Origin of the sequence: Amycolatopsis sp. NPDC088138, from assembly GCF_044741685.1 — a bacterium.
Taxonomy (GTDB): Bacteria; Actinomycetota; Actinomycetes; order Mycobacteriales; family Pseudonocardiaceae; genus Amycolatopsis.
Window position 1 is genome coordinate 317,002 of sequence record NZ_JBIUTB010000004.1, and the last position, 23,495, is coordinate 340,496.

Genomic DNA, 23,495 nt, shown 5'->3' on the forward strand with positions numbered 1-23,495 from the left:
GCGCGCAGATGAGGGGACCGGTCGGTACGCGGGCGGTCCTGCGGTCACGCCGTCTCAGACGCGGCGGAGGCGAACGAAGTAGATCATGACCGGCACGGTACGGGATGTCCGTTTCGGCGCGCCACCCGATTTCCTCCTTTCGTAGGGCATTCGGGGACGGGCAACCGTTCGCGGTACCTCCCGCCCAGGCGCGGGTCTAGGGTTCACCCGCTTCCGTCGGAGCCGAAAAGGGAGAAAACAGTGAGACGTGCCCGTTTTTCCAAGGTGGCCGTCGCCGCGGTGGCCGCCGCCGCGCTGGCGTCCGCGCTCGTGGCCGCGCCGGCCGCGACCGCCGCGCCCGCGAGCCCGGCCCAGGCGACGATCGCCTGGGGGCCGTGTACCGATCCGACGCTGGTGGCCGCCGGCGCCGAATGCGGGTACCTGGCGGTCCCGCTCGACTACTCCAAGCCGAACGGCGAGCAGGTCCAGCTCGCCGTCAGCCGGGTCAAGCACAAGGTCGCGGACGCCCAGTACCAGGGCGTCATGCTGACCAACCCGGGTGGCCCCGGCGGGTCCGGCCTGCTGCTGGCCACCCGCGGCCCGAAGGTGCCGAACCACGCGGGCGACGCCTACGACTGGATCGGCTTCGACCCGCGCGGGGTCGGCTCGAGCAAGCCCGCGCTCTCGTGCGACCCGAACTACATGACCTACGACCGGCCGGAGTACGTGCCGGTGACGCCGCAGCTCGAGCGGACCTGGCTCAACCGGGCCAAGGGCTACGCCGACGCGTGCGCCAAGAACAACTCGCGCGCGCTGCTGCAGAACATGAAGACGACCGACACGGTCAAGGACATGGACTCCATCCGGAAGGCGCTCGGCCAGAAGCAGCTGAACTTCTACGGCTACTCCTACGGCACCTACCTCGGCCAGGTCTACGGCACGCTGTTCCCGCAGAACGTGCGGCGGATGGTCCTCGACTCGACCGTCGACCCGCGCGGTGTCTGGTACGGCGACAACCTCAACCAGGACGTCGCCTTCGACGTCAACATCCGGATCTGGTTCGGCTGGCTGGCCCAGCACGACGACGTCTACCACCTGGGCAAGACGCAGTCGGCGGTGCAGCACCTGGTGAACGAGCAGCTGCTGAAGCTGGCGCTGCACCCCGCGGGCGGGGTCATCGGCTCGGACGAGCTGATCGACGTCATCCAGCAGGCCTCCTACTACCAGCTGCGCTGGACGCTGCTCGGCGACGCGCTGTCGAAGTTCGTCAACAACGGTGACGTGGCGACGATGAAGTCGCTGTTCGAGTCGTTCGGCGGCCTCGGCGACGACAACGGCTACGCGGTGTACCTCGCCGTCCAGTGCTCGGACGTCCAGTGGCCGAAGAGCTGGAACCAGTGGCAGGCCGACAACTGGAAGACCTTCACCAAGGCGCCGTACTTCACCTGGCAGAACGCCTGGTACAACGCGCCGTGCCTGTACTGGCCGGCGAAGCCGGGCGCGCCGACGAAGGTCGACGGCCACGGTGTGCAGAGCGTGCTGATGATCGACGAGACGCTGGACGCGGCGACGCCGTTCCCGGGCAGCCTCGAGGTCCGCAGCCGCTTCCCGGGCGCGTCGCTGATCTCGGAGCCGGGCGGCACGAGCCACGCGATCACCCCGCGCGGCAACGCCTGCGTCGACAACAAGATCGCGGACTACCTGGCGACGGGCGCGCTCCCGGCCCGCAAGCCGGGCCGCACGGCCGACGTCGAGTGCGCGCCGCTGCCCCAGCCGACGCCCCCGGCGCCGGCTCCGGCCGCATCCGCGAAGGCGGACACCCAGGGTCTGGTTTCGGGCCGGTTCGCCGGCTGACCTGCGATAACCGCTGAAAGCGGGGTGTCGGGCATCGAGCCCGGCACCCCGCTTTTTTGCGCTCTCCCGCACCGGGGGCTTTGAACTGACGCGGGGTTTGTGTTACAAAGTGCGTACCGACTTTGCGATGCAAAGTCCACGAACGAAGGGAGAGCGCCATGACCGGGGGACCGGCGTTCACACTCCACGGCCTGACCAAGCGGTTCGGTCGGGTCACGGCCGTCGACGGGGTGACGGTCGAGGTCACGCACGGGGAGGTCGTCGCGCTGCTCGGGCCGAACGGCGCGGGCAAGTCGACCACCGTCGACATGCTGCTGGGCCTGACCAAGCCGGACGCGGGGGAGGTCACCGTCGCCGGGGGCACCCCGCGCGAGGCCGTCGACCGGGGACTGCTCGGCGCGATGATGCAGAACGGCGCGCTGCTGCCGGACGCCACGGTCGGCGAAATCGTCGACCTGGTCGTCTCGACGCACACGAAGCCGCTGCCCGCGGCCGAGGTGATCGCCCGCGCCGGGCTCGAGAACCTCGTGAAGCGCCGCTGCGGCAAGCTGTCCGGCGGTGAACGGCAGCGCGTCCGGTTCGCCCTCGCCCTGGCCGGCGACCCGCAGCTGCTCGTGCTCGACGAGCCCACCGCCGCGATGGACGTCGACGGCAGGCGGGCCTTCTGGCAAGCCATCCGCGAGTTCACCGCCACCGGCCGCACCGTGCTCTTCGCGACCCACTACCTCGCCGAGGCCGAGGACTACGCCGACCGCGTGGTGCTGATGCGCCACGGCGCCGTCGTCGCCGACGGGCCGGTCGCCGAGGTCCGGGCCGCGGTGTCCGGGCGGGTGCTCAAGGCCGCCGTGCCCGGCGCGACCGAAGCCGATCTCGCCGCCCTGCCGGGTGTCACGACCGTGCAGCTGCGCGCCGGCCGCGCCGAGCTGGCCTGCGCCGACTCCGACGCCGCGATCCGCGCCCTGCTGGCCGCGCACCCGCAGGCCGCCGACATCGAAATCACCGCGCTGGGCCTCGAAGAGGCCTTCCTGGCGCTGACCGCCGACGAGACCGAAGGGGCAGCCGCGTGAACACCACCTACCTGAGCCTGGAGATCAAGCGGATCGTCCGGAGCCCGCAGTTCACGATCTTCACCATCGGCATGCCGGTGGCCATGTTCCTGCTGTTCGGCTCGATCTTCGGCAAGCTCGTCACGCCGAACGGCCTCGCGTCGAACGTCCAGACGATGATCAACCTCGCCGCGTACGGCGCGAGCGGCGGCGCGCTGTTCACCGGCACCCGCGTGGCGCAGGAACGCACCGACGGCTGGCAGCGGCAGCTGCGGCTGACACCGATGCGCGGGCCCGGCTACCTGGTCGTCAAGGTCATCTCGGCGATGGCCGTGGCGCTGCCGGTGCTCGTCGTGGTGTTCGCCGCCGGGCTGGCGACGGGCGTGCAGATGTCCGCCGGGCAGTGGGCGCTGACGCTGGTGTCGCTGTGGATCGGCGTGCTCCCGTTCGCCGTGCTGGGCCTGGCCATCGGCCTCTTCGGCAAGGGGGACACGGTCGGCGCCGTCACCGGCGCGCTGATGATGCCGCTCGGCATGCTCGGCGGCCTGTGGATCCCGCTCTACTTCCTCCCGGAGTGGATGGGCACCCTCGCGCACTTCTTCCCGACGTACTGGCTCGGGCGGGTCGGTGTCGAGCCGCTCGCGCACGCCGGCGGAATGGGTCTCGCGGCGCTCGTGCTCGTGGGCTGGCTGGTCATCCCGGGGCTGGTCGTGGTGCGCCGGTTCCGGCTGGACACGGCCAGGCTGTGAATGCGTGTTAACTTCCGTGCAGTACTGAGGGGTCTGCGCGGGCGGAGGGTGAGACAGGTGGACGACGAACCGTTGTCGGCGGAGGAGTCGCTGAACCTGATCGCCCAGCAGAACCGGCAGCTGCGCCGGGAACTGGGCGGGGGCCCCGCGCGGATGCTCGCGGCGTGGGCCTTCGCCTGGATCGTCGGCTGGGGGTTCACGTACTTCGCGACGCAGACCGAGGCCGTGCCCGGCTGGGTCGGCGGGGTGGTCGTCACGGTGCTGTTCCTCGCCGCGATGGTCTACACCGGCGTCGTCAGCGCCCGGGCCGGGCGGGGGATCCGCGGCCCGTCCAAGACGGTCGGAGCGATGTACGGCTACAGCTGGGCGCTCTCCTCGATCGGGCTGAGCGTGATCGACATCCGGATCACGAGCTTCGGCTCGCTGTCCTCCGATCAGGTGTCGCTCCTGTGGTCCGGTACCTGGCTGCTGCTGACCGGCGTCCAGTACCTCGCCGGCGGCATGCTCTGGCAGGACAAGCTGATGTACGGGCTCGGCGGCTGGATGATCGTCTCCGCCGGGCTCAGCGTGCTGGTCGGGTTCCCGGCCAACTTCCTCGTGCTCACGGTCTGCGGTGGCGGTGGGTTCCTGCTCGCCGCGATCGTCTACTTCGTCCGCGAGAAGTCCGGCCGCCGATGAGCGATCCGCTGCCCCAGCTCGACCCCGTCATCCACGCCCAGGCGCGGCTGCGGGTCACGGTCGCGCTCGCCGGCCTGCACGCGAGCGACCAGATCACCTTCCCGCGGTTGCAGCAGCTGCTCGACATGACGGCCGGCAACCTCTCGACGCACCTGCGCAAGCTCGAGGACGCCGAGTACGTCGAGATCACCAAGGCCTACGAACACCGCACGCCCGTCACCCTGGTCCGGCTGACCGCCGCCGGGCGGGCCGCGTTCGAGAGCTACACCAAGGCGCTGCACCAGCTGCTGGACGCCACCGGCGGGGACTGACGTGGGCCGCTGGGTGATCCACCTCGACCTGGACGCCTTCTACGCCTCGGCCGAGCAGCTCACCCGGCCGACGCTGGCCGGGCGGCCCGTCCTCGTCGGCGGCGCGGGGCCACGCGGCGTCGTCGCGGGCGCGAGCTACGAGTCCCGCGCGTTCGGCATCCACTCGGCCATGCCGATGGCGCAGGCGCGGCGGCTGCTCCCGGCCAACGGCGTGATCGTGCCGCCGCGGTTCCGCGTCTACGAGCGGCTCAGCCAGGAGGTCTTCGCCGTCGTCACGGCGGCGGCGCCGCTGCTGGAGAAGATCTCCCTGGACGAGGCGTTCGCCGAGCCGCCTTCGCTGGTCGGGGCGTCACTGGCGGAGGTGACGTCGTTCTGCGCTTCACTGCGCGCCCGGATTCGTGAGGAGACCGGGCTGGTGGCGTCGATCGGCGCGGGCAACGGCAAGCAGATCGCGAAGATCGCCTCCGACGAGGCCAAGCCGGACGGCCTGCTGGTCGTGCCGCAGGGCATCGAACGCGAGTTCCTGGCGCCGCTGCCGGTGCGCGCGCTGTGGGGGATCGGCCCGGTCGCCGAGGGGAAGCTGCGGTTCATCGGCGTCCAGACGCTCGGGCAGCTGGCGGCACTGTCCGAAAAGGACGCCGTCGCGACGCTCGGCGGCGTGGTCGGGCGCGACCTGCGCCGGCTGGCCACCGGTTTCGACGACCGTCCGGTGGCCGACCGCGGCGAGACCAAGCAGGTCAGCGCCGAGACGACGTTCGACGTCGACATCAAGGACCTGGCGACCCTGCGCGAACAGGTGCGGCGGATCGCGGAGGGCGCGCACAAACGGCTGGTCAAGGCCGAGCGGGTGGCCCGCACGGTGGTGATCAAGCTGCGGCACACCGACATGCACACGGTCACCCGCTCCGAGACGATCTCCGCGCCGACGGACGACCTGGCCGAGCTGTCCGCGACGGCGGAGCGGCTCCTGCTGGACCCGGCGGAGTTCGGCGGCATCCGCCTGGCGGGCGTCGCCTACAGCGGCCTTTCGGTACCGCACCAGGACGCGCTCTTCACCCTGGCCGCCCCTTCGGCGGTCTCGACGTCGACTGTGGTTCCCGCGGCTGCCCCGCCACCACCGCCCTCAACGTGGCGCCAGGGCGACGACGTCGTCCACAAGGAGCACGGCACGGGCTGGGTCCAGGGCGCCGGCCACGGCCGGGTGACAGTCCGCTTCGAGCACCGCACCTCAGGTCCGGGCGCCGCCCGTACGTTCCCCCAGGACGACCCGGCCCTCCGCCGCGGCGACCCCGGCGACTGCCTGCTGTAGCTGTCCGTGAAGGCCACATTGAGGGACTCAGAGTCCCTCAATGTGGCCTTCACGGACTGGGGACCTACTCGGCTGAGCAGCCTTGGAGTTTGGCGATTTCCTGGCCGGCTAGGAGGAAGGCGCCTACGCCGTAGGCGGCGGTGTCGTTCGGACGGGCCGTGGCGGGGCGGTCGCCGACGCCCTGGACGTAGCCCACCAGGCCGCTCGGCTGCAGGGCCTTCGTCGAAAGGGCCGTCCAAGCCTTGTCGACCACCGGGCGGTAGTGCTTGGCGTCGAGGATGCCCGCGTTGACGCCCCAGCCGATGCCGTAGGCGAAGAACGCCGTGCCGCTGCTCTCCGGGCCGCCGTGGTCGAACGGGTTCAGCAGGTCCGAGTTCCAGAAGCCGTCACGCCGCTGCAGCAGGGACAGCGAGAACGCCATCTTCTTGTACACCCGCAGGTATTCCGCGCGGTGCGGGTCCGTGGCGGGCAGGGCCTGCAGCACCTTCGTCAGCGCCGCCAGGGCCCAGCCGTTGCCGCGGGACCAGAACACACCCGAGCCGGTGAACCGCGCGTCGCGGTACCACAGACCGGTGAACTCGTTGAACAGCTTGTGCTCCGACGACTTGAACAGCTTGTCCATCGCGTCCACATAGGACGGATCCTGATCGATGACGCTCATCCGCGCGAACGACGGCATCGCCATGTTCAGCGCGTCGACGTAGTTCCAGTAGTCCTTGTGCCCAGCGTTCACCGAAGCGACCTCGTCCTTGATCCGGGTGCGGATCGAGTCGAGCGAGATCTCCGGGTGGAAGTACGTGTAGAGGTCCAGGTACGCCTCGCCGGCGGCTTGATCGTCCGGGAAGAACGGCCGGTTCGGGTCCTGCGGCAGCTGGTAGTTCGCCGCCTCCGCCCAGGGGAGCGTCTTGTGGTTGGACTGGCCGGTGGTCCGGACCAAGGCGAGGTTGCCGACGTGGAACGTCGCGTTCTGCCAGTCGATCGCGTCGAGGTTCGTGCCGTTGGCGACCCAGTAGTTGCCGGCGGAGACCATCTGGTCCGCGACGGCGCAGTCCGCGGCGGCCGCGGTGGCGGCCGGCGCCGTCAGCAGCCCGCCGGTCAGCGCCACGGCCGCGAGCACGCCGAAGCCACGAATTCCCGGGAAACGCATGGAAGCGTCCTCCTCAGCAGGTCATGGCGGCGGGTGGGTCGCAGCGAGTGTTCAGGGTTCCCGCTGGACGTGTCAAGGTGCCGGTGAGCGGTACGGCGCAACGGTTTGCAGCAGCCGGCGCGACGCGGCTTCGGCCCCGTCGGCGTTCTTCGCCAGCACCAGCGTGAGCACGCGGGAGTGCGCGACGAGCTCCAGCGGCTCGCCGTGCGCCCGCAGCGCCGCGACGACGGGCACCTGCAGCTGCGCGATGAGCGCGTTGCCGGAAGCGCGGATCAAGGCCGCGTGGAACTCCGAGTCGGCGTCGTGGAAGGCCGCGGTGTCCTGGCGTTCCACCGCGTCCGCCATCAGCTCGTAGGCCGCGGCCATGGCCGAGAGCTCGCCCGGGCGCCGGTGGTGCGCGGCCAGCCGGGCCGCCTGCGGCTCGATGGTCAGCCGCAGCTCCAGCAGCTCGTGCAGGTGCTCGCGGCCGTCGGGCCCGTTGACGCGCCACGCGATGACGTCCGGGTCGATCGCGTCCCACGACTCGGGTGGCAGCGTCCACGTGCCGACGCGCGGCCGTGCGGTCACCATGCCCTTCGACTCCAGCACGCGCAGCGCTTCGCGGACCACCGTCCGGGATGCGGAGAAGCGGCGTCCGAGCTCCTCGGGGACGAGCGGCTGCCCGTCCCCGAGGACGCCTTCGACGATGAGCCTGCCCAGCTCGTCCACTATCCGGGCGTGGAGGTTCACCGCTATTCGGGCAGGCCGACGCGGCGCTCTCCGCTGCGCAGCTGCTGCAGCACGACCGCGATCACCAGCAGGGCGCCGTGGGCGACGTTCTGCCAGAACGGGTTGATGCCCAGCCCGGACATGCCGTTGTCGAGCACACCCAGGATGATCACCGCGAGCACGGTGGAGATGATCGACCCGCGCCCGCCCTTGAGCATCGTGCCGCCCAGCGCGGCGCCGGTGACGGCCTGCAGCTCCAGGCCCTCGGACCCGGACACCGGCTGGCCCGAGCCGGTGCGCGCGGTGATCAGGACACCCGCGACCGCCGCGACCACGCCGGCCAGGGCGTAGACGCCGATGATGTACCGGTTGATGTTGATGCCGGCCAGCCGCGCGGCGGTGTCGTTGCCGCCGATCGCGTAGACGTTGCGGCCGATGTCGGTGTACTTCAGCAGGAAGTGCAGGATCGCCGCGACGATCAGGAACACCCACACCAGCGACGGCAGGCCGGCGATCGCGCCCTTGGCCAGGAAGATGAACAGGTCGTCACCGCCGGTGTAGCCCTGCGACTTGCCGTCCGAGATGACCTGCGCGATGCCCTTGTACGTGGCCAGCATGGCCAGCGTCGCGACCACCGGGTTGACCCGGCCGAAGATGATGATCATGCCGTTGACCAGGCCGCAGAGGATGCCGACGCCGACCGCGGCGAGGATGCCGACCTCCGCGTTGCCGCTGGAGGTGAACACCATCGCCGAGACGACCGAGGCGAGCCCGGCCATCGAGCCGACCGAGATGTCCAGCGCGCCCAGGATGATCACCAGGGTCTGCACCAGCGCGAGCAGCCCCATGATGGTGATCGCGCTGCCGATCAGCAGCAGGTTGTTGGTGCGCAGGAAGTTGTCGTTCAGGATGCTCAGCAGGATGATCAACGCGATCAGCGTGATGATCAGGCTCGAGTTCTGCACGCCGATGCCGGTCAGCACCCGGCGGACCACCGAAGGCTGCTGCGGCGCCGCGGGCTCCGAGGACATGGCTTTCTCCTGCGTCGGGGTACTCATGCGCCGATCTCCTGCTGCTCTTCTACTGCGGGTTCGGTTTCGGGGATGGCGAGGGTCAGCACGGCTTCCTCGGTCGCGTCGGCACTGGCGATCTCGCCGGCCAGCCGCCCGGCGCGCATCACGAGGATGCGGTCGGCCAGCGTCAGCACCTCGGGCAGGTCGGACGAGATGACCAGCAGCGCGATGCCCTCCGCGGCGAGGCCGTCGATGATCCGGTAGATCTCGGCCTTCGCGCCGACGTCGACACCGCGGGTCGGCTCGTCGAGGATGAGCAGCTTCGGCCGCCGCGCGAGCCACCGCGCGAGGACGGCCTTCTGCTGGTTGCCGCCGGAGAGCTTGCGGATCTCCTGCTCCATCGACGGCGTCCGCACGCGCAGCTCGCGGATGTACTCCTCGACGAGCGCACGCTCCTTCGCGCGCTTCACGACGCGGAAGCGGCGAAGGCGGTCGAGGACCGAGATGGAGATGTTGTCGCGGACGGATCGCTGCATCAGCAACGCGTCCGTCTTGCGCTCTTCGGGAGCGAAGCCGATGCCCGCCTTGACGGCGACGCCGGGATTGCCCGCGCGCAGCCGTTTCCCGGCCAGCTCGACGGTCCCGGAGCGGATCGGCAGGTCACCGACGATCGCGCGGGCCAGCTCGGAGCGCCCGGCGCCGACCAGCCCGGCCAGGCAGACGACCTCGCCCGCGCGGACCTGCAGCGAGATGCCGGTGACGTCGTCGGTCGTGACGTCGTCCAGCTTCAGCACGACGTCGCCGGTGTCCTGGGTGACCCGGCGTTCGAGCGCCGAGAGGTCGCGGCCGATCATCATCCGGACCAGGCTGGCCTCGTCGGTCTCCGCGGCCTGCTGGACGCCGACGAGCTTCCCGTCGCGCAGCACCGCGACGCGGTCGGCGAGCCGGAAGATCTCCTTCATCCGGTGCGAGACGTAGACGACCGCGACGCCGTTGTCGCGCAGCCGCCCGATCAGCCGGAACAGCGCGTCCACCTCGTGCTCGGACAGCGACGACGTCGGCTCGTCGAAGGCGATCACCTTCGGCGGGGTGGCCGCGGTGAGCACCCGGAGGATCTCGACGATCTGCCGTTGCGCGGCCGAGAGCGCGACGCCGAGCGTCGCCGGGTTGAGCACGCCTTCGAAGCCGTACTCGGCGAGCGCGTCCTGGGTCGCCTTCAGCAGCGTGCGGCGGTTGAAGACCCGTGCCTTGGCCGGGAGCTCACCGACGAAGACGTTCTCCGCGACGGAGACGTGCGGGATGATTTCGGGTTCCTGGTAGATCACGCGCACCCCGGCGGCCATCGCCGCGCGCGGGGTGTCGAAGGTGATCTCGGTGCCGTCGAGCAGCATGCGGCCGTCGTCGGGGCCCTGGTCGCCGGAGAGCACACGCAGGAGCGTCGACTTGCCGGCGCCGTTCTCGCCCATCAGCGCGAGCACCTCGCCGGAGCGGAACTCCAGGGAGACGTCGTCGAGGGCGGTGACCCCGGAGAAGCGCTTGCCGATGCCCTCGACGGCGAGCGCGGGAGCAGAGCTGGACATGATCGCCCTTCGAGCGGTGGAACCCGCGTCCGGCACTTTCACGTGAAAGTGCCGGACGCGGGAGTTCGGTCAGGTGCAGTTGACGCCGGCCTGCTTGTAGTTGTCCTTGTTGACGATCGTGGTCTTCGCGATCGTCTCCGCGGGCAGCGCCTTGCCGTTCTTCACCTTGTCCACCAGCACCTGGATCGCCGAGCGGCCGACCTCGGCGCCGGAGATGTAGAGCGCGGACTTGTTGCCGGTGTCCTTGCCGGCCGCCCAGTCCTTGCAGGTGAGGTACGCGCCGAGCCCGACGCCGATGATGTTGTTCGCCGCGACGCCGGAGTTGGCCAGCGCGGTCACGACACCGGTCTCGTTCTCGTCGTTGCAGCCCCAGACCACCCAGTGCTTGACACCCGGGTTGGAGCCGATCACCGCGCCGGAGCGGTTCTGCGCGTCGACCGGCGAGTTGTCGGTGCCGACGTCGATCACCGGGATCTCGGCGCCCGCGGCCTTGGCGAACGCCGTCTTCGCGGCGCCGACGCGGTCGGTGCAGACGGTGAGGTCCTGCTTGTAGGCGCTGATGATCTTCGTGTCGGCGGCGGCCCAGCCGGCGGCCTTGAACAGCTTCCCGGCCTCGGTGCCGACCGAGTCGCCCATCTGGCTGCCGTTGAAGCCGACGAACGGGGCCGGCGCGCCGCTGCCGTCCTTGATGATGTCGTCGGAGGCGATGATCGGGATGCCCGCGCCCTTCGCCTTGTCGATCACCTGCGGGCCGATGGCCTGGTCGGGGACGACGATGGCGACGCCGTTGGCGCCCTGCGCGACCGCGGCGTCCAGCTCGGTGATCGCCTTGTTGGCGTCCTGGCCGAGGTTGACGACCTTGAGCTCGACGCCGAGCTCCTTCGCCTTCTCCTGCGCCCCCTGCGCCTGCTCGACGAAGTACTGCTGGTCACCCTGTTTCTGCAGGTAGTAGAGGGTGATCTTGCCGTTGGCCGGCGCCTGCTGCGAGGCGGGTGCTTCGGTCTTGCCGGAGGAGCAGGCGGCCAACATGACACCAGCAATCAAACAACAACCAACAACGCTCCAGGTCCGTGACCTGTGCGGGTATGTGGACATCGAGTGCTCCCATGGGGGCCGTGGATGAGTGTTGCGGGCGCGTGAACGCCGTGTGACTGGTATTACAAGACACTCGTTCGTGGGACGTCAAGGAGGTTCTGCCAGGCAGTTAGCGGAGCGAGATCTACTCTGTGTGATCGACCGACTCCGGGGACTCCGCCATTTATCGTATTATTTAGCGTCCAACCTGGGCGTTGACCGGTTTCTGTCTTGTGCGAGTGCGCTGATCGGTGTTGTCGACTGTTGCGCTGGTTCCTGTGTATCGGCGCCCGCGTAATGCCGGATTCGCCCGACTGGGAGGATGGCCCGACGACGACCACTTGGGGGATCGATGTCGCGTACGAGCCGCAGCGCCGCCGCGCTCGCCGGTGCCGCTCTACTGCTGGCCGCCTGCAGCAACCCGCCGCAGCAGGGCCCGGCGCCGACGCCGTTCCCGGAGTCTTCGGACGCGTCGAGCGCCGCGCCGGCCCCCGACGGCTCGTTCACGGTCGTCGCGACCGGCGACGTCCTGATCCACCCGGCGCTGTCGGACCAGGCCGAGGCCGACGGGCACGGCAAGTTCGACTACCGTCCGTTGCTGGCCGGGATCAAGCCCCTCATCTCCGGCGCCGACCTCGGCATCTGCCACCTCGAGACGCCGCTGGCGCCCGAGGGCGGGCCGTACAGCGGGTACCCGTCGTTCAGCGCGCCGCCGGAGATCGCGGCCGCGATCAAGGACACCGGCTACGACACCTGCTCGACGGCGTCCAACCACACGATCGACCAGGGTGCCGACGGCGTGAAGCGGACGCTGGACGCGCTCGACGCGAACGGCCTCGAGCACACCGGCTCGGCCCGGTCGGCCGGCGAGGCGGCGAAACCGCTGATCCTGGACGTCCACGGCGTCAAGGTCGCGCAGATCTCCTACGCGTTCGGCTTCAACGGGATCAAGGTGCCGTCCGGGAAACCGTGGCTGGCCAACCAGATCGACGTCGACGACGTGCTGGCGGCGGCGCACAAGGCCCGCGAGGCCGGCGCGCAGGTCGTGATCGCGAGCCTGCACTGGGGCGTCGAGTACCAGCACGACGCGACGGCCGAGCAGCGCAGTCAGGCCAAGAAGCTGCTGGGGTCGGCGGACATCGACCTGATCGTCGGGCACCACGCGCACGTGGTGCAGCCGTTCGAGAAGGTGGGGGACAAGTGGGTGGCCTACGGCCTCGGCAACAGCGTCGCCCGCCACTCCGACCCGCGCGGTGACACGGAGGAGGGCGCGGCGGCCCGGTTCCGCTTCGTCCGCGACGGCGACCGCTGGAAGGTCGACAAGGCCGAGTACGTCCCGACCCTGATCAAGCTGGACGCCCCGATCCGCCTTCTCGACTTGTCGACATCCCCGGCGTCAGCGCAGGTCACCAAGGCCCTGTCCGACACGGACAAGAACGTCCTGGCCCTGGGCGCCGACAAGGACGGCCTCACCCGCCCCGGAAAACCGTGATCAGAGGGTCGACACGCGTGATTGAGGAGTCGACACGCGTGATTGGAGGGTCGACACGGGCCATGGGCATCGTGTCGACTCTCCAATCACGTGAGTTGGCGTTCTGATCACGCGAGCTGACCCTTCAATCACACCCTCAGTGGGTGCGTGTGGTGACCAGGCGGGCCAGGGTGGTGAGTTCGGCGGCCGGGCGCGGGGCCGGGTTCACCGCGGACAGGTCGCGCAGCGCCTTGGCCAGCAGGGCTTCCGCTTGGGCTTGGCTCCACTGGCGGCCGCCGGCCTCGTCGACGAGGAAGGCCGCGCGGGCCAGTGAAGTCTCGTCGAGCGGGTCTTTTCCGGCGTAGAGCTGGAACAGCTCGGCGCCGGCGGGCGTGCCGGAGCACAGGGCCGTCACCACCGGCAGGGACTTCTTGCGGTTCTGCAGGTCCGAGAACACCGGCTTGCCGGTGACGGCCGGGTCGCCCCAGATGCCGAGCAGGTCGTCGATGTGCTGAAACGCCAGGCCGATCGACCGGCCGAACGCGCCGAACCGCTCCGCGACGTCCGGCTCGCTGCCCGCCGACAACGCCCCCAGCGCGCACGCCGCGCCCAGCAGCGCCGCCGTCTTGCCCTCCGCCATCCGGACGCACTCGCCGGGGGTGACGTCGTCGCGCTGCTCGAAGTCGAGGTCCGCGGCCTGGCCGTCGAGCAGGTCGAGCACCCCGGCCGACAGCAGCCGGGTGCTCGGCGGCCCGCTCGGCGCGAGGAGCTCGAACGCCAGTGACAGCAGCGCGTCCCCGGCGAGCACGGCGGCGCCGGTGCCGAACACCGTCCACGCCGTCGGGCGGTGCCGCCGGGTCGTGTCGCCGTCCATGACGTCGTCGTGCAGCAGCGAGAAGTTGTGCACCAGCTCGACCGCGACGGCGGCGGCGACCGCGTCCGCGGGGTCACCGCCCGCCGCCTCCGCGCACAGCAGCACGAGCGCCGGCCGCAGCGTCTTGCCGCCGTCGGCCTCGATCGGCTCGCCGTTCTCGTCCCACCAGCCGTAGTGGTACCCGGCGATCCGGCGCATCGACTCCGGCAGCCGCTCGGCCGCCGTCCGCGTCGCCGGGTCGACGAGCCCCTTGCTCCAGGCCAGGACGTCCGTGAGAGACCGGGCCGCTGTCCGCGTGTCCAAGGTCGTCATCAGCGCCCGACCTCGACGTCGCCGAGCACGCCGAGCGCGTCCGGCACCAGCACGGCCGCCGAGTGGTACGCGCTGACCAGGTACGACGTCACCGCGCGTTCGTTGATGCCGAGGAACCGCACGTTCAGGCCCGGCTGGTACTCGTCCGGCAGCGACGCCGGGCGCAGCCCGATCACGCCGGCGTCGTCCTCGCCGGTGCGCATCCCGATGATCGACGTCGTCCCGGCTTCGGTGACCGGGATCTTGTCGCTCGGCAGGATCGGCACACCGCGCCACGCGCTCACGCGCCGGCCGTCGAGGACCGTCGTCGCCGGGTAGATCCCGCGGGCGGTGCACTCACGGCCGAACGCCGCGATCGCGCGCGGGTGCGCCAGGAAGAACCGGGTCTTGCGGCGCCGCGTGAGCAGCTCGTCCAGGTCGTCCGGGGTGGGCGGCCCGGTGCGGGTGGTGATCCGCTGCTTGAGGTCCGCGCTGTGCAGCAGCCCGAACTCGGTGCTGTTGATCAGCTCGTGCTCCTGCCGCTCCCGCAACGCCTCCACGGTGAGCCGCAGCTGCTGCTCCAGCTGGTTCATCGGCTGGTTGTAGAGGTCGGTGACGCGGTTGCTGACGCGCAGGATCGTCTGCGCCACGGCGAGGTCGTACTCCCGCGGCGACGGGTCGTAGTCGACGTAGGTGCCGGAGAGGATCGGCTCGCCGTCGTGGCCCGCGGACAGGTCGATGCTCGCCTCACCCCGGGCGTTCTGGGGTTTCTTCTCCTGCCGTGACGACTCGGCGACGTGCGCTCGCAGCGACTCGGAGCGGCCGTTGAGCCGGGCGTACGCGGCCGCCGGGAGGATCAGCGCGATGACGCGGGTCTTGGCGCGGGCGGTGAACTTCCACGTCGTGTCGTCGCGGGCGAGCAGGTCGGCGCCGAAGTGGTCGCCGTCGGTGGCGGTGCCCAGCAGCGTCTCGTCGCCGTACTCGCCGCGGCCGTGCTGGGTCACCTTGCCGTGCGCGATGAGCACCAGCGTGTCGAGCGGCTCACCGGCGGTGGTGATCGTCGCGCCCGGCTCGTACTCGCGTTGCTCGAAGGCGTCGGCCAACGCGGACAAAGCCTGCTCGTCGGCGAACCCGCGCAGCAGCTCGAGCTCGGTCAGTTCCGCGGGCACGACCTGGACGCGCGCGCCGGTGTTGAAGAAGCTGAGCTTGCCGTCGCCGATCGTGTAGGTCAGGCGGCGGTTGACGCGGTAGCTGCCGGCCGGGACCTCGACCCACGGCAGCTGCGAGAGCAGCCACCGCGGGGTGATGCCGCGCATCTGCGGGAGCGACTTGGTGGTCGTGCTGAGCGTGCGGGCCGCTTTGGTGCCGAGTGACAGCTGCGGCGGCGCCGGTTCTTCCGTGACGGTCAAGGTTTCACGCGCCGTTCGGGTTCGGGAGCTTCAGGGGGACGGACGCCCGCGAGCTTCGGCACGATCCGGGCGGCGGCCGTGCCCAGGCCCGTCGGGCCGAAGGCCGACGGGGGGAGGCCGGAGCCCGGACGCGGGGGCTCCGCGTCCGGCTTCCGGGGTGGCGTGGCGGGTTCGGGCATCAGCCCTCCCGGCCGATCTCGGCGCTCTCCAGCACGGCGAGCGCGTCCGGCACGAGGACGGCGGCGGAGTAGTAGGCGGACACGAGGTAGGAGATGATCGCCTGCTCCGAGACGCCCATGAAGCGGACGTTCAGGCCCGGCTGGTACTCGTCCGGCAGCCCGGTCTGGTGCAGCCCGACGACGCCCTGGGCCTGCTCGCCGGTGCGCATCAGCAGGATCGAGCTGGTGCGGGTCTCGGTGACGGGGATCTTGTTGCACGGCAGGATCGGGATCCCGCGCCACGCCGGCACCTGGTGCCCGCCCATGTCGACGGCGTCCGGGTAGATCCCGGCCTTGCTGCACTCGCGGCCGAACGCGGCGATCGTCTTCGGGTGGGCCAGGAAGAACCCGGGGTCCTTCCACACCAGCGAAAGCAGGTCGTCGAGGTCGTCCGGGGTCGGCGGGCCGGTGCGGGTCGGGACGCGCTGGGCGAAGTCGGCGTTGTGCAGCAACCCGAAGTCGGTGTTGTTGATCAGCTCGTGTTCCTGGCGCTCCCGCAGGGCTTCCACGGTCAGGCGCAGCTGCTGCTCGATCTGGTTCATCGGCTGGTTGTAGAGGTCCGCGACGCGGGAGTGCACCCGCAGCACGGTCTGCGCGACGCTGAGCTCGTACTCCCGCGGCGCGCTGTCGTAGTCGACGAACGTGCCGGGCAGGGCCGGCTCGCCGTCGTGGCCGGCGGAGAGCGTGATCTCGGCTTCACCGTGGTCGTTGCGGGCCGAGGCGCCACCGGCGACGAAGGCGTCCAGGTGCGCCTGCAGGGTTTCCGAGCGGTCCCGGATCTCCTGGAACGCCTGCCGCGGCAGGCTCAGCACGGTGCACCGGGTGACGGCCTTCGCCGTGAACTCCCAGATCCCGTCGCCGCTGATCAGCGTGCCTTCACCGAAGTAGTCGCCGTCGGCCATCGTGCCGAGCACCGTCTGGTCGCCGTAGGCGCCGGTGCCGACCTTGGTGATCTTGCCGTGGGCGATGAGGAAGACGTGGTCGGCCTGGCTGCCGAACTCGACGAGCGCGTCACCCGGCTCGTACTCGTGCTGGCCGAAGCGGCCCGCCAGCTCGTTGAGGACCTCTTCGTCGTCGTACCCGCGCAGCGGCGCCAGTTCGCCGAGCTCCGGCGGGATCACGCGGACCTCGGCGCCGGTCGTGGTGAACGTGACCCGTCCGTCGCCGACCGAGTAGCTCAGCCGCCGGTTGACGCGGTACGCGCCGCCGGAGACCTCGACCCACGGCAGCAGCTTCAGCAGCCACCGCGACGAGATGCCCTGCATCTGCGGGACGGACTTCGTCGTCGTCGCCAGGGTCCGGGCCGCGGCCCGGCCGAGGCTCAGAGGTGCCTGTTCCGCGGTCGCGGAGTCCACCGGGTCGGTGACAGTCACAGCGAGAACCACCCAATCGTTCGGAGTCGGTGCGCGTCCGCCAGGGGGCGCGCGGAGTTGTGACCTGCGATTTCTCGTTAATGTGCGGGTTGATGGCGCCGCGAAATCAACATAGCAACCGGGCGGTGCCACACAATGACACGATCGGGTCACCGGGATATTCACCGGGCCGCTGTCCGCCCATTCCGGACATCGCCTGCCACGCCTGGTCACGGCGGGTGCCCGCGCGTCACTCGGTCGGGAAAGTTCCCTGCTCGTCAGGGGAATTCGCAGTAGCCCGGCGAGGTTGTGGTACTCGCCGCAGACGCGGTCCACTGGGCCGAACCGGCGATATTCGGAGGCCGGGTGCGGCCACCCGGATGATTCTCACAATGCTAAGTTGTCCGCCCGGAAATGGGTGACTAACTTGAGCGGGTCCCGGTCGCGGAATTCACCGGGTGGCTCGTCCCGCGTTCGGCGGGTGAAAGGACTCGGATGAACATCTTCCTGGCCGGCAGTCTGTGGGTGGTCGGCGCGGCGCTCGTCGGTGCCGTGATCGGGTACCTGGTCCGGCGCTTCGGCTGGGACGAAGGGCGGGCCGACAACAACGACGCGGCCGGCCAGGTGTTCACCATCGTCGGCGGGCTGCACGCGGTGCTCATGGCCTTCGTGCTCATCTCGCTCTACGACTCGGTCGGCGGCGCGGCCCAGGACGCGCAGACCGAGGCCGACAGCGTCGTGGCGGCGACCTGGGCGGCCGACGCGCTCCCGGCCGACACCGCGGACCGCGTCCGCCAGCTCGCCGTCGCCTACTCGCAGACGGTCGAGAAGGAGGAGTGGCCGCGCCTGGCCGACGGCGGCGAGATCCCGGCCACCGGCTGGTCGCAGCTGGACCAGATGCGCAAGGCCGTCGCGGCCGCCGAGGTCGACGGCGACTGGCAGATCGACCGCAAGACCGAGGCGAGCAACCAGCTCTGGTCGGTGTACCAGTCCCGCACCCAGCGGCTGAACAACGCCGGTGGCGGCGGGGTCGGCGCGGTCGTCTGGTTCGCGCTCATCCTCGGCAGCATCATCACGGCGATCCTGCTGCCCAACCTCTTCGGCGGCACCCGGCTCGCCGCGCACATCATCATCGTGTCCACCCTGGCCGGCACGATCACGTTGCTGCTGTTCGCGATCTACCAGCTGCAGAACCCGTTCAGCGGCGGCGCGAGCATCCCGCCGGACGCGTTCACCGCGGCGCTGAAAAGGCTGGCTTGACCGGCGGGAGGGCCCGCTGGGCGGCGATGCTCGGCGTCGCCGCGGTGGTTTCGGCTTTGCTCGCGGCGACGGGGTGGCTCGCGCCCGCGTCGCCGAAGCGCCCAGTGGCCCAGGAGCGGAACGGCTGCACGATCCTGCAGGCCGAGAACCAGCGCAGCGGCGCGCCGACGACCCTGCGGCTGCTGTCCCTGCCCGACGGCCTGACGAAACGGCTGACCGAGGTCGGGTACTGGATCAACGCGATGGGGTACTCGGCCGCGCAGGACGCCGTGTACGGCGTCGCCGACGGCACCCGCGCCGGCCGCTACCACGACGGTGCGCACGCGGTGCGCATCAGCCGTGACGGCGCGGTCACCGACCTCGGCGTGGTCGGCAAGGCGGGCCCGCGGCGTCCGGTGTGGAGCCAGGTCACCGGCGCCACCGCCGGGGCGATCGCCGGGAACCACTGGTACGTCCGGCAGAACAGCGATCTGTACACAGTGGACATCGACCCGGAGAGCGACGACTACGTGCGCGTCGTGCACCGGACGTCGCTGCGGCCGGTGGCGCTGGCGAACGGCGTCGACGACTTCGCCTACGACCCGGCGGACGGGCTGTTCTACGGCGTCTCGACGTCGTCGCGCGGTGACAACTCGGTGGTCACGCTCGACCCGGCGACGGGGAAGGTCGCGGTGGTCCCGGGGTTGAGCTTCCCGGACGGCGGGGCGTACGGCTCGGTGGTCCTCGGCCCCGGCGTGATCTACGCGACGGCCAACCGCGCCGGGCGCCGGAGCGTGACCTACCGCCTGCCGCGCGACGGCTCGGGACCGGCCGTCGAGCTCTCGAGCGGACCCGCGCTGGCCAGCGGCGACGCGGCCGGGTGCTACTCCGAAGCGACCCCGCCTCCGCCACCCCCGCCACCCCCTCCGCCGCCTCCGCCGACGACCTCGACCACGCCACCCCCGCCGACCACCACCCCGACGACTCCGACGCCGACTCCTACTCCGGAACCGACGCCAACCCCGACTCCGACGCCTCCGGCACCCGAGCCGCCGCCCCCGTCGCAGCCGCCGCCGGTGGAGGAGCCGGTCGCCGTGGCTCCGGCACCGATCCCGCCCCCGACGCCCCGGGACGAGCCCACGCCGGCCGCGCCGCCGCCGACCACGCCGCACGCGCGGCCGACGGAGAAGCCGAAACCGGTGGCGCAGGACACCGGGCTGAGGACGGAGGAGAAACGCCGCTGGGGCCTCACGACGCTGATCCTGGTGCTCGGCGCCGGAGCAGTGGCCGCGGCCCGACGACACCGCTAGGGAACCTGCCGTGTCGACCCCCGAATCACGAGTGTCGACGCTGCGATCACGTGTCGACTTCCCAGTCACGCGTGTCGATTCCCCAGTCACGGGTGTCGACCTCCCAGTCACGGGTGTCGACTCCCCAGTCACGCGTGTCGACCTCCTAGTCACGCGTGTCGACCCGGGGATCACGCGTGGCGACCTCCGGATCACGGGGGTCGGCCCTGTACTCACGTGTCGACCTCGCAGCCCGCGTGTCGACCCGGGGATCACGGGTGTCGACGCTGCGATCACGTGTCGACCTCGCAGTCACGCGAGTCGACCCGGGGATCACGCGAGCCGACTCCGCACTCACGCGTGCCGGTCCTTCAACCACGTGAAGGCCGGGCAGGCACGGCCGGCACGAACCGGCCGTGGTCGTGAGTGGCGATGAGGGTCAGAACACTCGTCACCACTCACGACCGGCCGCCGCGGCAGGCCACCCAGCCGCACCGTTAACGCCACGGCCTCCTCGAAGACGGGCATTGTCCACTTCGGCCACGAAGACTCCTCCTCCGGCGCAGTCACGCGCCGGAGGAGGAGAAACCGATGAAGCGGGTACGAATCGCCCTGGTGGCCACGGTCCTGGCGCTGCCACTGGCCGCCGCCGGGCCGGCGGCGGCGGCGTCGGCGTCGGCGCACGAGCACGGGCCGCGGGCGAAGGACGACCACTACCGCGTCCGCGCGGGGCACGCCCTGCAGGACACCGTGCTGGGCAACGACCACGACGCCACCGCCGTGGTGCGGCACACCGCGGCCGCGCACGGCACCGTCACGATCGGCGCCGACGGCACGTTCCACTACACCCCGGCGCCCGGCTTCCACGGCCGTGATTCCTTCACCTACACCGTTTCCGACGCCGTGAAGCTCTACCCGACGAACCTCAAGCCGCTCGCCACGATCGGCGGCGTCCCGATCAAGGGTGGCGCCTACGGCTCCGCGCTGACCCCGGTCCCCGGCGAGCGGGACGAGTTCTACGGCCTCACCGACCGCGGCCCGAACGTCGACGCGCCCGACGGCGGCAAGATCGAGCCGCTGCCCGCGTTCACCCCGGCCATCGGGAAGTTCCGGCTCCGTGACGGGAAAGCCGTGCTGGAGCGGACGATCCCGTTGCGCGCCAAGGACGGCACGCCCTACAACGGCCAGGTCAGTCCGCAGGCCGACACCGGCGAGAAGATCGTCGACCTGAACGGGAACGTCCTGCCGAAGTCGGCGAACGGGTACGACTCCGAAGGCCTCGTGGCGCAGAAGGACGGCACGTTCTGGGTGTCCGACGAGTACGGCCCGTTCATCACGCACTTCGGCCGCGACGGCCGGGCGATCGAGCGGCTCTCGCCGTACGACGGTTCGCTGCCCGCCGAGCTGAAGTACCGCGTGCCGAACAAGGGCATGGAGGGTCTCGCGCTGACCCCGGACGGCCGGACGCTCGTCGGCGTCATGCAGTCCGCGCTGCAGCAGCCGGACCTGACGAAGAAGCCGGGCAACGTCACGACGCTGCGGATCGTCACCGTCGACCTGCGGACCCGCGCCACGCACGAGTACCTGTACCTGCTGGACGACCCGGACACGACGGGCACCGCGGTCAGCGAGATCACCGCGCTGTCGGCCACCCGCTTCCTGGTCGACGAGCGGGACGGCGCGCTGGAGCCGGGCGCGTTCAAGAAGCTCTTCGAGATCGACCTGTCCGGCGCCACCGACGTCGGCCCGCGGGCCGCGGGTTACGACGCCGTCAAGGGCGGGGTGCTCGTCGGCGGCAAGAGCATCGACGCCTACGTCGGCAAGGACACCACGGCCGAGGCGACCAAGGACCTCGCCGCGGCGGGGATCACGCCGGTGAGCAAGAAGCTGCACCTGGACCTCGGCGCGCTGGTCACCACGCTGGACCCGAGCGGCGGCTTCTTCGGGCACGACAAGGTCGAGGGGGTCGCCACCACCGACGGCGGCCGGACCCTGGTGATCAGCAACGACAACGACTTCGGCATCGACGGCGTCACCAACGCGGGGCCGCCGTACGCGCTGCACGTCAAGACGCTGCCGGCCGGCCGCCAGGACGACGGCGAGTACCTCGCGGTCGACACGACCCGGCTCCCGGCGGTGACCAGCACCGCGACGGTCACCATCGACGTGCGGTAGTGCTCAGTACTTGAACTGGTCGACGTTGTCGGCGGTGATGAGCAGCGGATCGCCCAGCAGGACGGTCTTCGACGTGACGTCGTACTTCACCGCCGGCAACTCCAGGCTCACCTTGTTGACCGGGCTCAGCGGCTTGCCGTCGGCGACCTGCTTCGCCGTCCAGGCGGTCAGCCAGCCGAGCGACTCGACGTTCCACAGCACCGACTGGGAGCACGAGCCGTCGAGCAGGTACGGCTTGATCGACTGCGGCGTGCCGACGCCGACGGTGAAGACCTGGCCGATCTTCGCCGCGTCCTTAACGGCCTTCGCGACGCCGGGAGCCGACGTCGTGCATTCGCCGACCAGGCCGGTCAGGTCGGGGTGGCGGGCCATCAGCTCCCTGGCCATCGTCGTCGCGGTGGCCTCGTCCTCCCCGGCGTAGACGGTCTCGACGAGCTGGGCCTTGGGGTAGTGCGCGGCCGCGTACTCCTTCTGGACCGAGATCCAGGTGTTGAGGTTCGCCGCGGCCGGGCCGCACGACACGATCGCGTACTTGCCGGTGCCGCCGGTCTTCGCCATCAGCGCGTCGGTGACCGCGGCGCCGATGCCCTCGGCGGTGGCCTGGTTGACGAACACCTCACGCTGCGTGCCGGGCGCGTCGGTGTCGGCGGTGAGCACGTGGATGCCCTTCGCCCGGGCTTCGGCGATCACCGGCGCCAGCGCGGCGGGGTCGTTCGGGGCGACGACGATGACGTCGACCTTCTGGGTGATCAGGGAGCGCAGGATCGTCACCTGCGCGGCCGGGTCGACGGTCTTCGGGGCGCTTGTCGTCCACTGCACGCCCAGCTGCTTCGCCGCCTCCGCGCCGCCGCTGGTCATCGCCTGGAAGTAGGGGATGCCGTCGATCTTGGGCACGAACGCGATCCGCGTCGGCGCGGCCGCGGGGGAGTCGCCCAGCTGTTCCGAGCAGCCGCCGAGCGCGAGCGCCGCACCCAGCAGCAACGTCGCGACCAGCCGGAACGTCTTCGTCGGCCCTCGCATCCCCACCCATTCCTCACGGCTCTCGAACGGTCTGCGCACGGTGGAGACCCACGGCGAACGTAGGGCTCCGCGTAACTGTGGTCAACGGGATGTGCGCAAAGGGTTACGGAAGTGAGTTCTACATTGTGGGTTTCCGGCGGGAAGACACCGGGTGGTTGCGGCCCGCCCGGGTGTGACCGGTATGACTGGCCGTACGTACCCCCCAGGGGTATGGTCGCTGGCATGAGCGAACAGCACGGGGCTTCGTGGGCGACCGCGGTTCAAGCGACGTTGCACTGCCTGACCGGCTGTGCCATCGGTGAGGTGCTCGGCATGGTCCTGGGCACGGCGTTCGGCCTGCACAACGCGGCGACGGTGGTCCTGTCGATCGTGCTGGCCTTCGTCTTCGGCTACGGCCTGACGATGCGCGGCGTGCTCAGGTCGGGCCTGGACCTGGCGGCGGCGTTCAAGGTGGCGCTGGCCGCGGACACGGTGTCGATCGCCGTCATGGAGGTCATCGACAACACGGTGGTCGTGGCGATCCCGGGGGCGATGGACGCGGGGCTGGCCAGCGCGCTCTTCTGGCTGTCGCTGGTGCTCTCGCTGGCGATCGCGTTCGTGGTCACGGTGCCGGTGAACAAGTGGATGATCGGCCGCGGGCTCGGGCACGCGAAGGTGCACGCCCACCACCAGCACTGACGCACTCGGGGAGGTGGCGGCCTCCCCGGTC

The 23,495-nt window shown here is 70.6% G+C and carries 20 protein-coding genes; 11 read left to right on the forward strand and 9 right to left on the reverse strand.

The features are described 5' to 3' along the window. The first annotated feature begins 279 nt into the window (after window positions 1-279). From ACIOD2_RS22870 to ACIOD2_RS22895, 6 genes are all read left to right on the forward strand, one after another. Window positions 280-1,833: an alpha/beta hydrolase gene (locus ACIOD2_RS22870; RefSeq protein ID WP_400543186.1), complete on the forward strand. Its 1,554-nt coding sequence runs from the start codon at window positions 280-282 to the stop codon at window positions 1,831-1,833. Window positions 1,834-1,991: 158 nt separating this feature from the next. Further along, on the forward strand, window positions 1,992-2,900 hold the full coding sequence (locus ACIOD2_RS22875; protein WP_400541274.1) for an ABC transporter ATP-binding protein: 909 nt from the start codon (window positions 1,992-1,994) through the stop codon (window positions 2,898-2,900). Further along, the gene (locus tag ACIOD2_RS22880; protein WP_400541277.1) at window positions 2,897-3,628 is read left to right on the forward strand and encodes an ABC transporter permease; all 732 of its coding nucleotides are present in this window, start codon (window positions 2,897-2,899) and stop codon (window positions 3,626-3,628) included. Before ACIOD2_RS22875 ends, ACIOD2_RS22880 begins: the two co-directional genes overlap by 4 nt. A gap of 57 nt (window positions 3,629-3,685) precedes the next feature. After that, entirely contained in the window at window positions 3,686-4,306 is a 621-nt protein-coding gene (locus ACIOD2_RS22885; protein ID WP_400541280.1) for a hypothetical protein, read from the forward strand. Beyond that, on the forward strand, window positions 4,303-4,617 hold the full coding sequence (locus tag ACIOD2_RS22890; RefSeq protein WP_400541283.1) for a transcriptional regulator: 315 nt from the start codon (window positions 4,303-4,305) through the stop codon (window positions 4,615-4,617). The genes ACIOD2_RS22885 and ACIOD2_RS22890 overlap by 4 nt, the downstream gene beginning before the upstream one ends. A gap of 1 nt (window position 4,618) precedes the next feature. Further along, window positions 4,619-5,926 (forward strand): DNA polymerase IV, encoded by a 1,308-nt coding sequence (locus ACIOD2_RS22895; protein WP_400541286.1) that lies wholly within the window; start codon window positions 4,619-4,621, stop codon window positions 5,924-5,926. 64 nt (window positions 5,927-5,990) lie between these two features. On the opposite strand, the gene ACIOD2_RS22900 is transcribed toward ACIOD2_RS22895, so the two are convergent. The 5 genes from ACIOD2_RS22900 to ACIOD2_RS22920 form a co-directional block, all read right to left on the reverse strand. Continuing rightward, on the reverse strand, window positions 5,991-7,073 hold the full coding sequence (locus ACIOD2_RS22900) for a glycoside hydrolase family 88 protein (protein WP_400541289.1): 1,083 nt from the start codon (window positions 7,071-7,073) through the stop codon (window positions 5,991-5,993). A 72-nt stretch (window positions 7,074-7,145) separates the two neighbouring features. Then, a complete protein-coding gene (locus tag ACIOD2_RS22905; RefSeq protein ID WP_400541292.1) occupies window positions 7,146-7,802 on the reverse strand; it encodes a FadR/GntR family transcriptional regulator in 657 nt (218 codons plus the stop codon). Window positions 7,803-7,804: 2 nt separating this feature from the next. Next, window positions 7,805-8,839 (reverse strand): ABC transporter permease, encoded by a 1,035-nt coding sequence (locus ACIOD2_RS22910; RefSeq protein ID WP_400541295.1) that lies wholly within the window; start codon window positions 8,837-8,839, stop codon window positions 7,805-7,807. Then, the gene (locus tag ACIOD2_RS22915) at window positions 8,836-10,374 is read right to left on the reverse strand and encodes a sugar ABC transporter ATP-binding protein (protein ID WP_400541298.1); all 1,539 of its coding nucleotides are present in this window, start codon (window positions 10,372-10,374) and stop codon (window positions 8,836-8,838) included. The genes ACIOD2_RS22910 and ACIOD2_RS22915 overlap by 4 nt, the downstream gene beginning before the upstream one ends. Window positions 10,375-10,443: 69 nt before the next feature. Then, window positions 10,444-11,418 carry a substrate-binding domain-containing protein gene (locus ACIOD2_RS22920; RefSeq protein WP_400541301.1) on the reverse strand — a complete coding sequence of 325 codons (975 nt, stop codon included), beginning with the start codon at window positions 11,416-11,418 and terminating at the stop codon, window positions 10,444-10,446. Window positions 11,419-11,800: 382 nt separating this feature from the next. Between ACIOD2_RS22920 and ACIOD2_RS22925 the strand changes: the two genes are divergently transcribed. After that, a complete protein-coding gene (locus tag ACIOD2_RS22925) occupies window positions 11,801-12,940 on the forward strand; it encodes a CapA family protein (protein WP_400541304.1) in 1,140 nt (379 codons plus the stop codon). A gap of 136 nt (window positions 12,941-13,076) precedes the next feature. On the opposite strand, the gene ACIOD2_RS22930 is transcribed toward ACIOD2_RS22925, so the two are convergent. From ACIOD2_RS22930 to ACIOD2_RS22940, 3 genes are all read right to left on the reverse strand, one after another. Then, complete coding sequence (locus ACIOD2_RS22930) at window positions 13,077-14,105, reverse strand: family 2 encapsulin nanocompartment cargo protein polyprenyl transferase (RefSeq protein WP_400541307.1); 1,029 nt, start codon at window positions 14,103-14,105, stop codon at window positions 13,077-13,079. Beyond that, a complete protein-coding gene (locus tag ACIOD2_RS22935) occupies window positions 14,105-15,493 on the reverse strand; it encodes a family 2B encapsulin nanocompartment shell protein (protein WP_400541310.1) in 1,389 nt (462 codons plus the stop codon). Before ACIOD2_RS22935 ends, ACIOD2_RS22930 begins: the two co-directional genes overlap by 1 nt. A 178-nt stretch (window positions 15,494-15,671) precedes the next feature. After that, entirely contained in the window at window positions 15,672-17,084 is a 1,413-nt protein-coding gene (locus ACIOD2_RS22940) for a family 2B encapsulin nanocompartment shell protein (RefSeq protein WP_400541313.1), read from the reverse strand. A 474-nt stretch (window positions 17,085-17,558) separates the two neighbouring features. On the opposite strand from ACIOD2_RS22940, the gene ACIOD2_RS22945 reads away from it, so the two are divergent. The 3 genes from ACIOD2_RS22945 (at window position 17,559) to ACIOD2_RS22955 (ending at window position 21,766) form a co-directional block, all read left to right on the forward strand. Continuing rightward, entirely contained in the window at window positions 17,559-18,323 is a 765-nt protein-coding gene (locus ACIOD2_RS22945; RefSeq protein ID WP_400541316.1) for a hypothetical protein, read from the forward strand. Next, window positions 18,320-19,612, forward strand: a complete 1,293-nt coding sequence (locus tag ACIOD2_RS22950) for a DUF6923 family protein (protein ID WP_400541319.1) — start codon at window positions 18,320-18,322, stop codon at window positions 19,610-19,612. The genes ACIOD2_RS22945 and ACIOD2_RS22950 overlap by 4 nt, the downstream gene beginning before the upstream one ends. Window positions 19,613-20,182: 570 nt before the next feature. After that, window positions 20,183-21,766 carry an esterase-like activity of phytase family protein gene (locus ACIOD2_RS22955; RefSeq protein ID WP_400541322.1) on the forward strand — a complete coding sequence of 528 codons (1,584 nt, stop codon included), beginning with the start codon at window positions 20,183-20,185 and terminating at the stop codon, window positions 21,764-21,766. A gap of 3 nt (window positions 21,767-21,769) precedes the next feature. On the opposite strand, the gene ACIOD2_RS22960 is transcribed toward ACIOD2_RS22955, so the two are convergent. Next, window positions 21,770-22,786, reverse strand: a complete 1,017-nt coding sequence (locus ACIOD2_RS22960) for an autoinducer 2 ABC transporter substrate-binding protein (RefSeq protein WP_400541325.1) — start codon at window positions 22,784-22,786, stop codon at window positions 21,770-21,772. Between the two features lie 222 nt (window positions 22,787-23,008). On the opposite strand from ACIOD2_RS22960, the gene ACIOD2_RS22965 reads away from it, so the two are divergent. Beyond that, entirely contained in the window at window positions 23,009-23,464 is a 456-nt protein-coding gene (locus ACIOD2_RS22965) for a DUF4396 domain-containing protein (RefSeq protein ID WP_400541328.1), read from the forward strand. Window positions 23,465-23,495 lie beyond the last annotated feature (31 nt).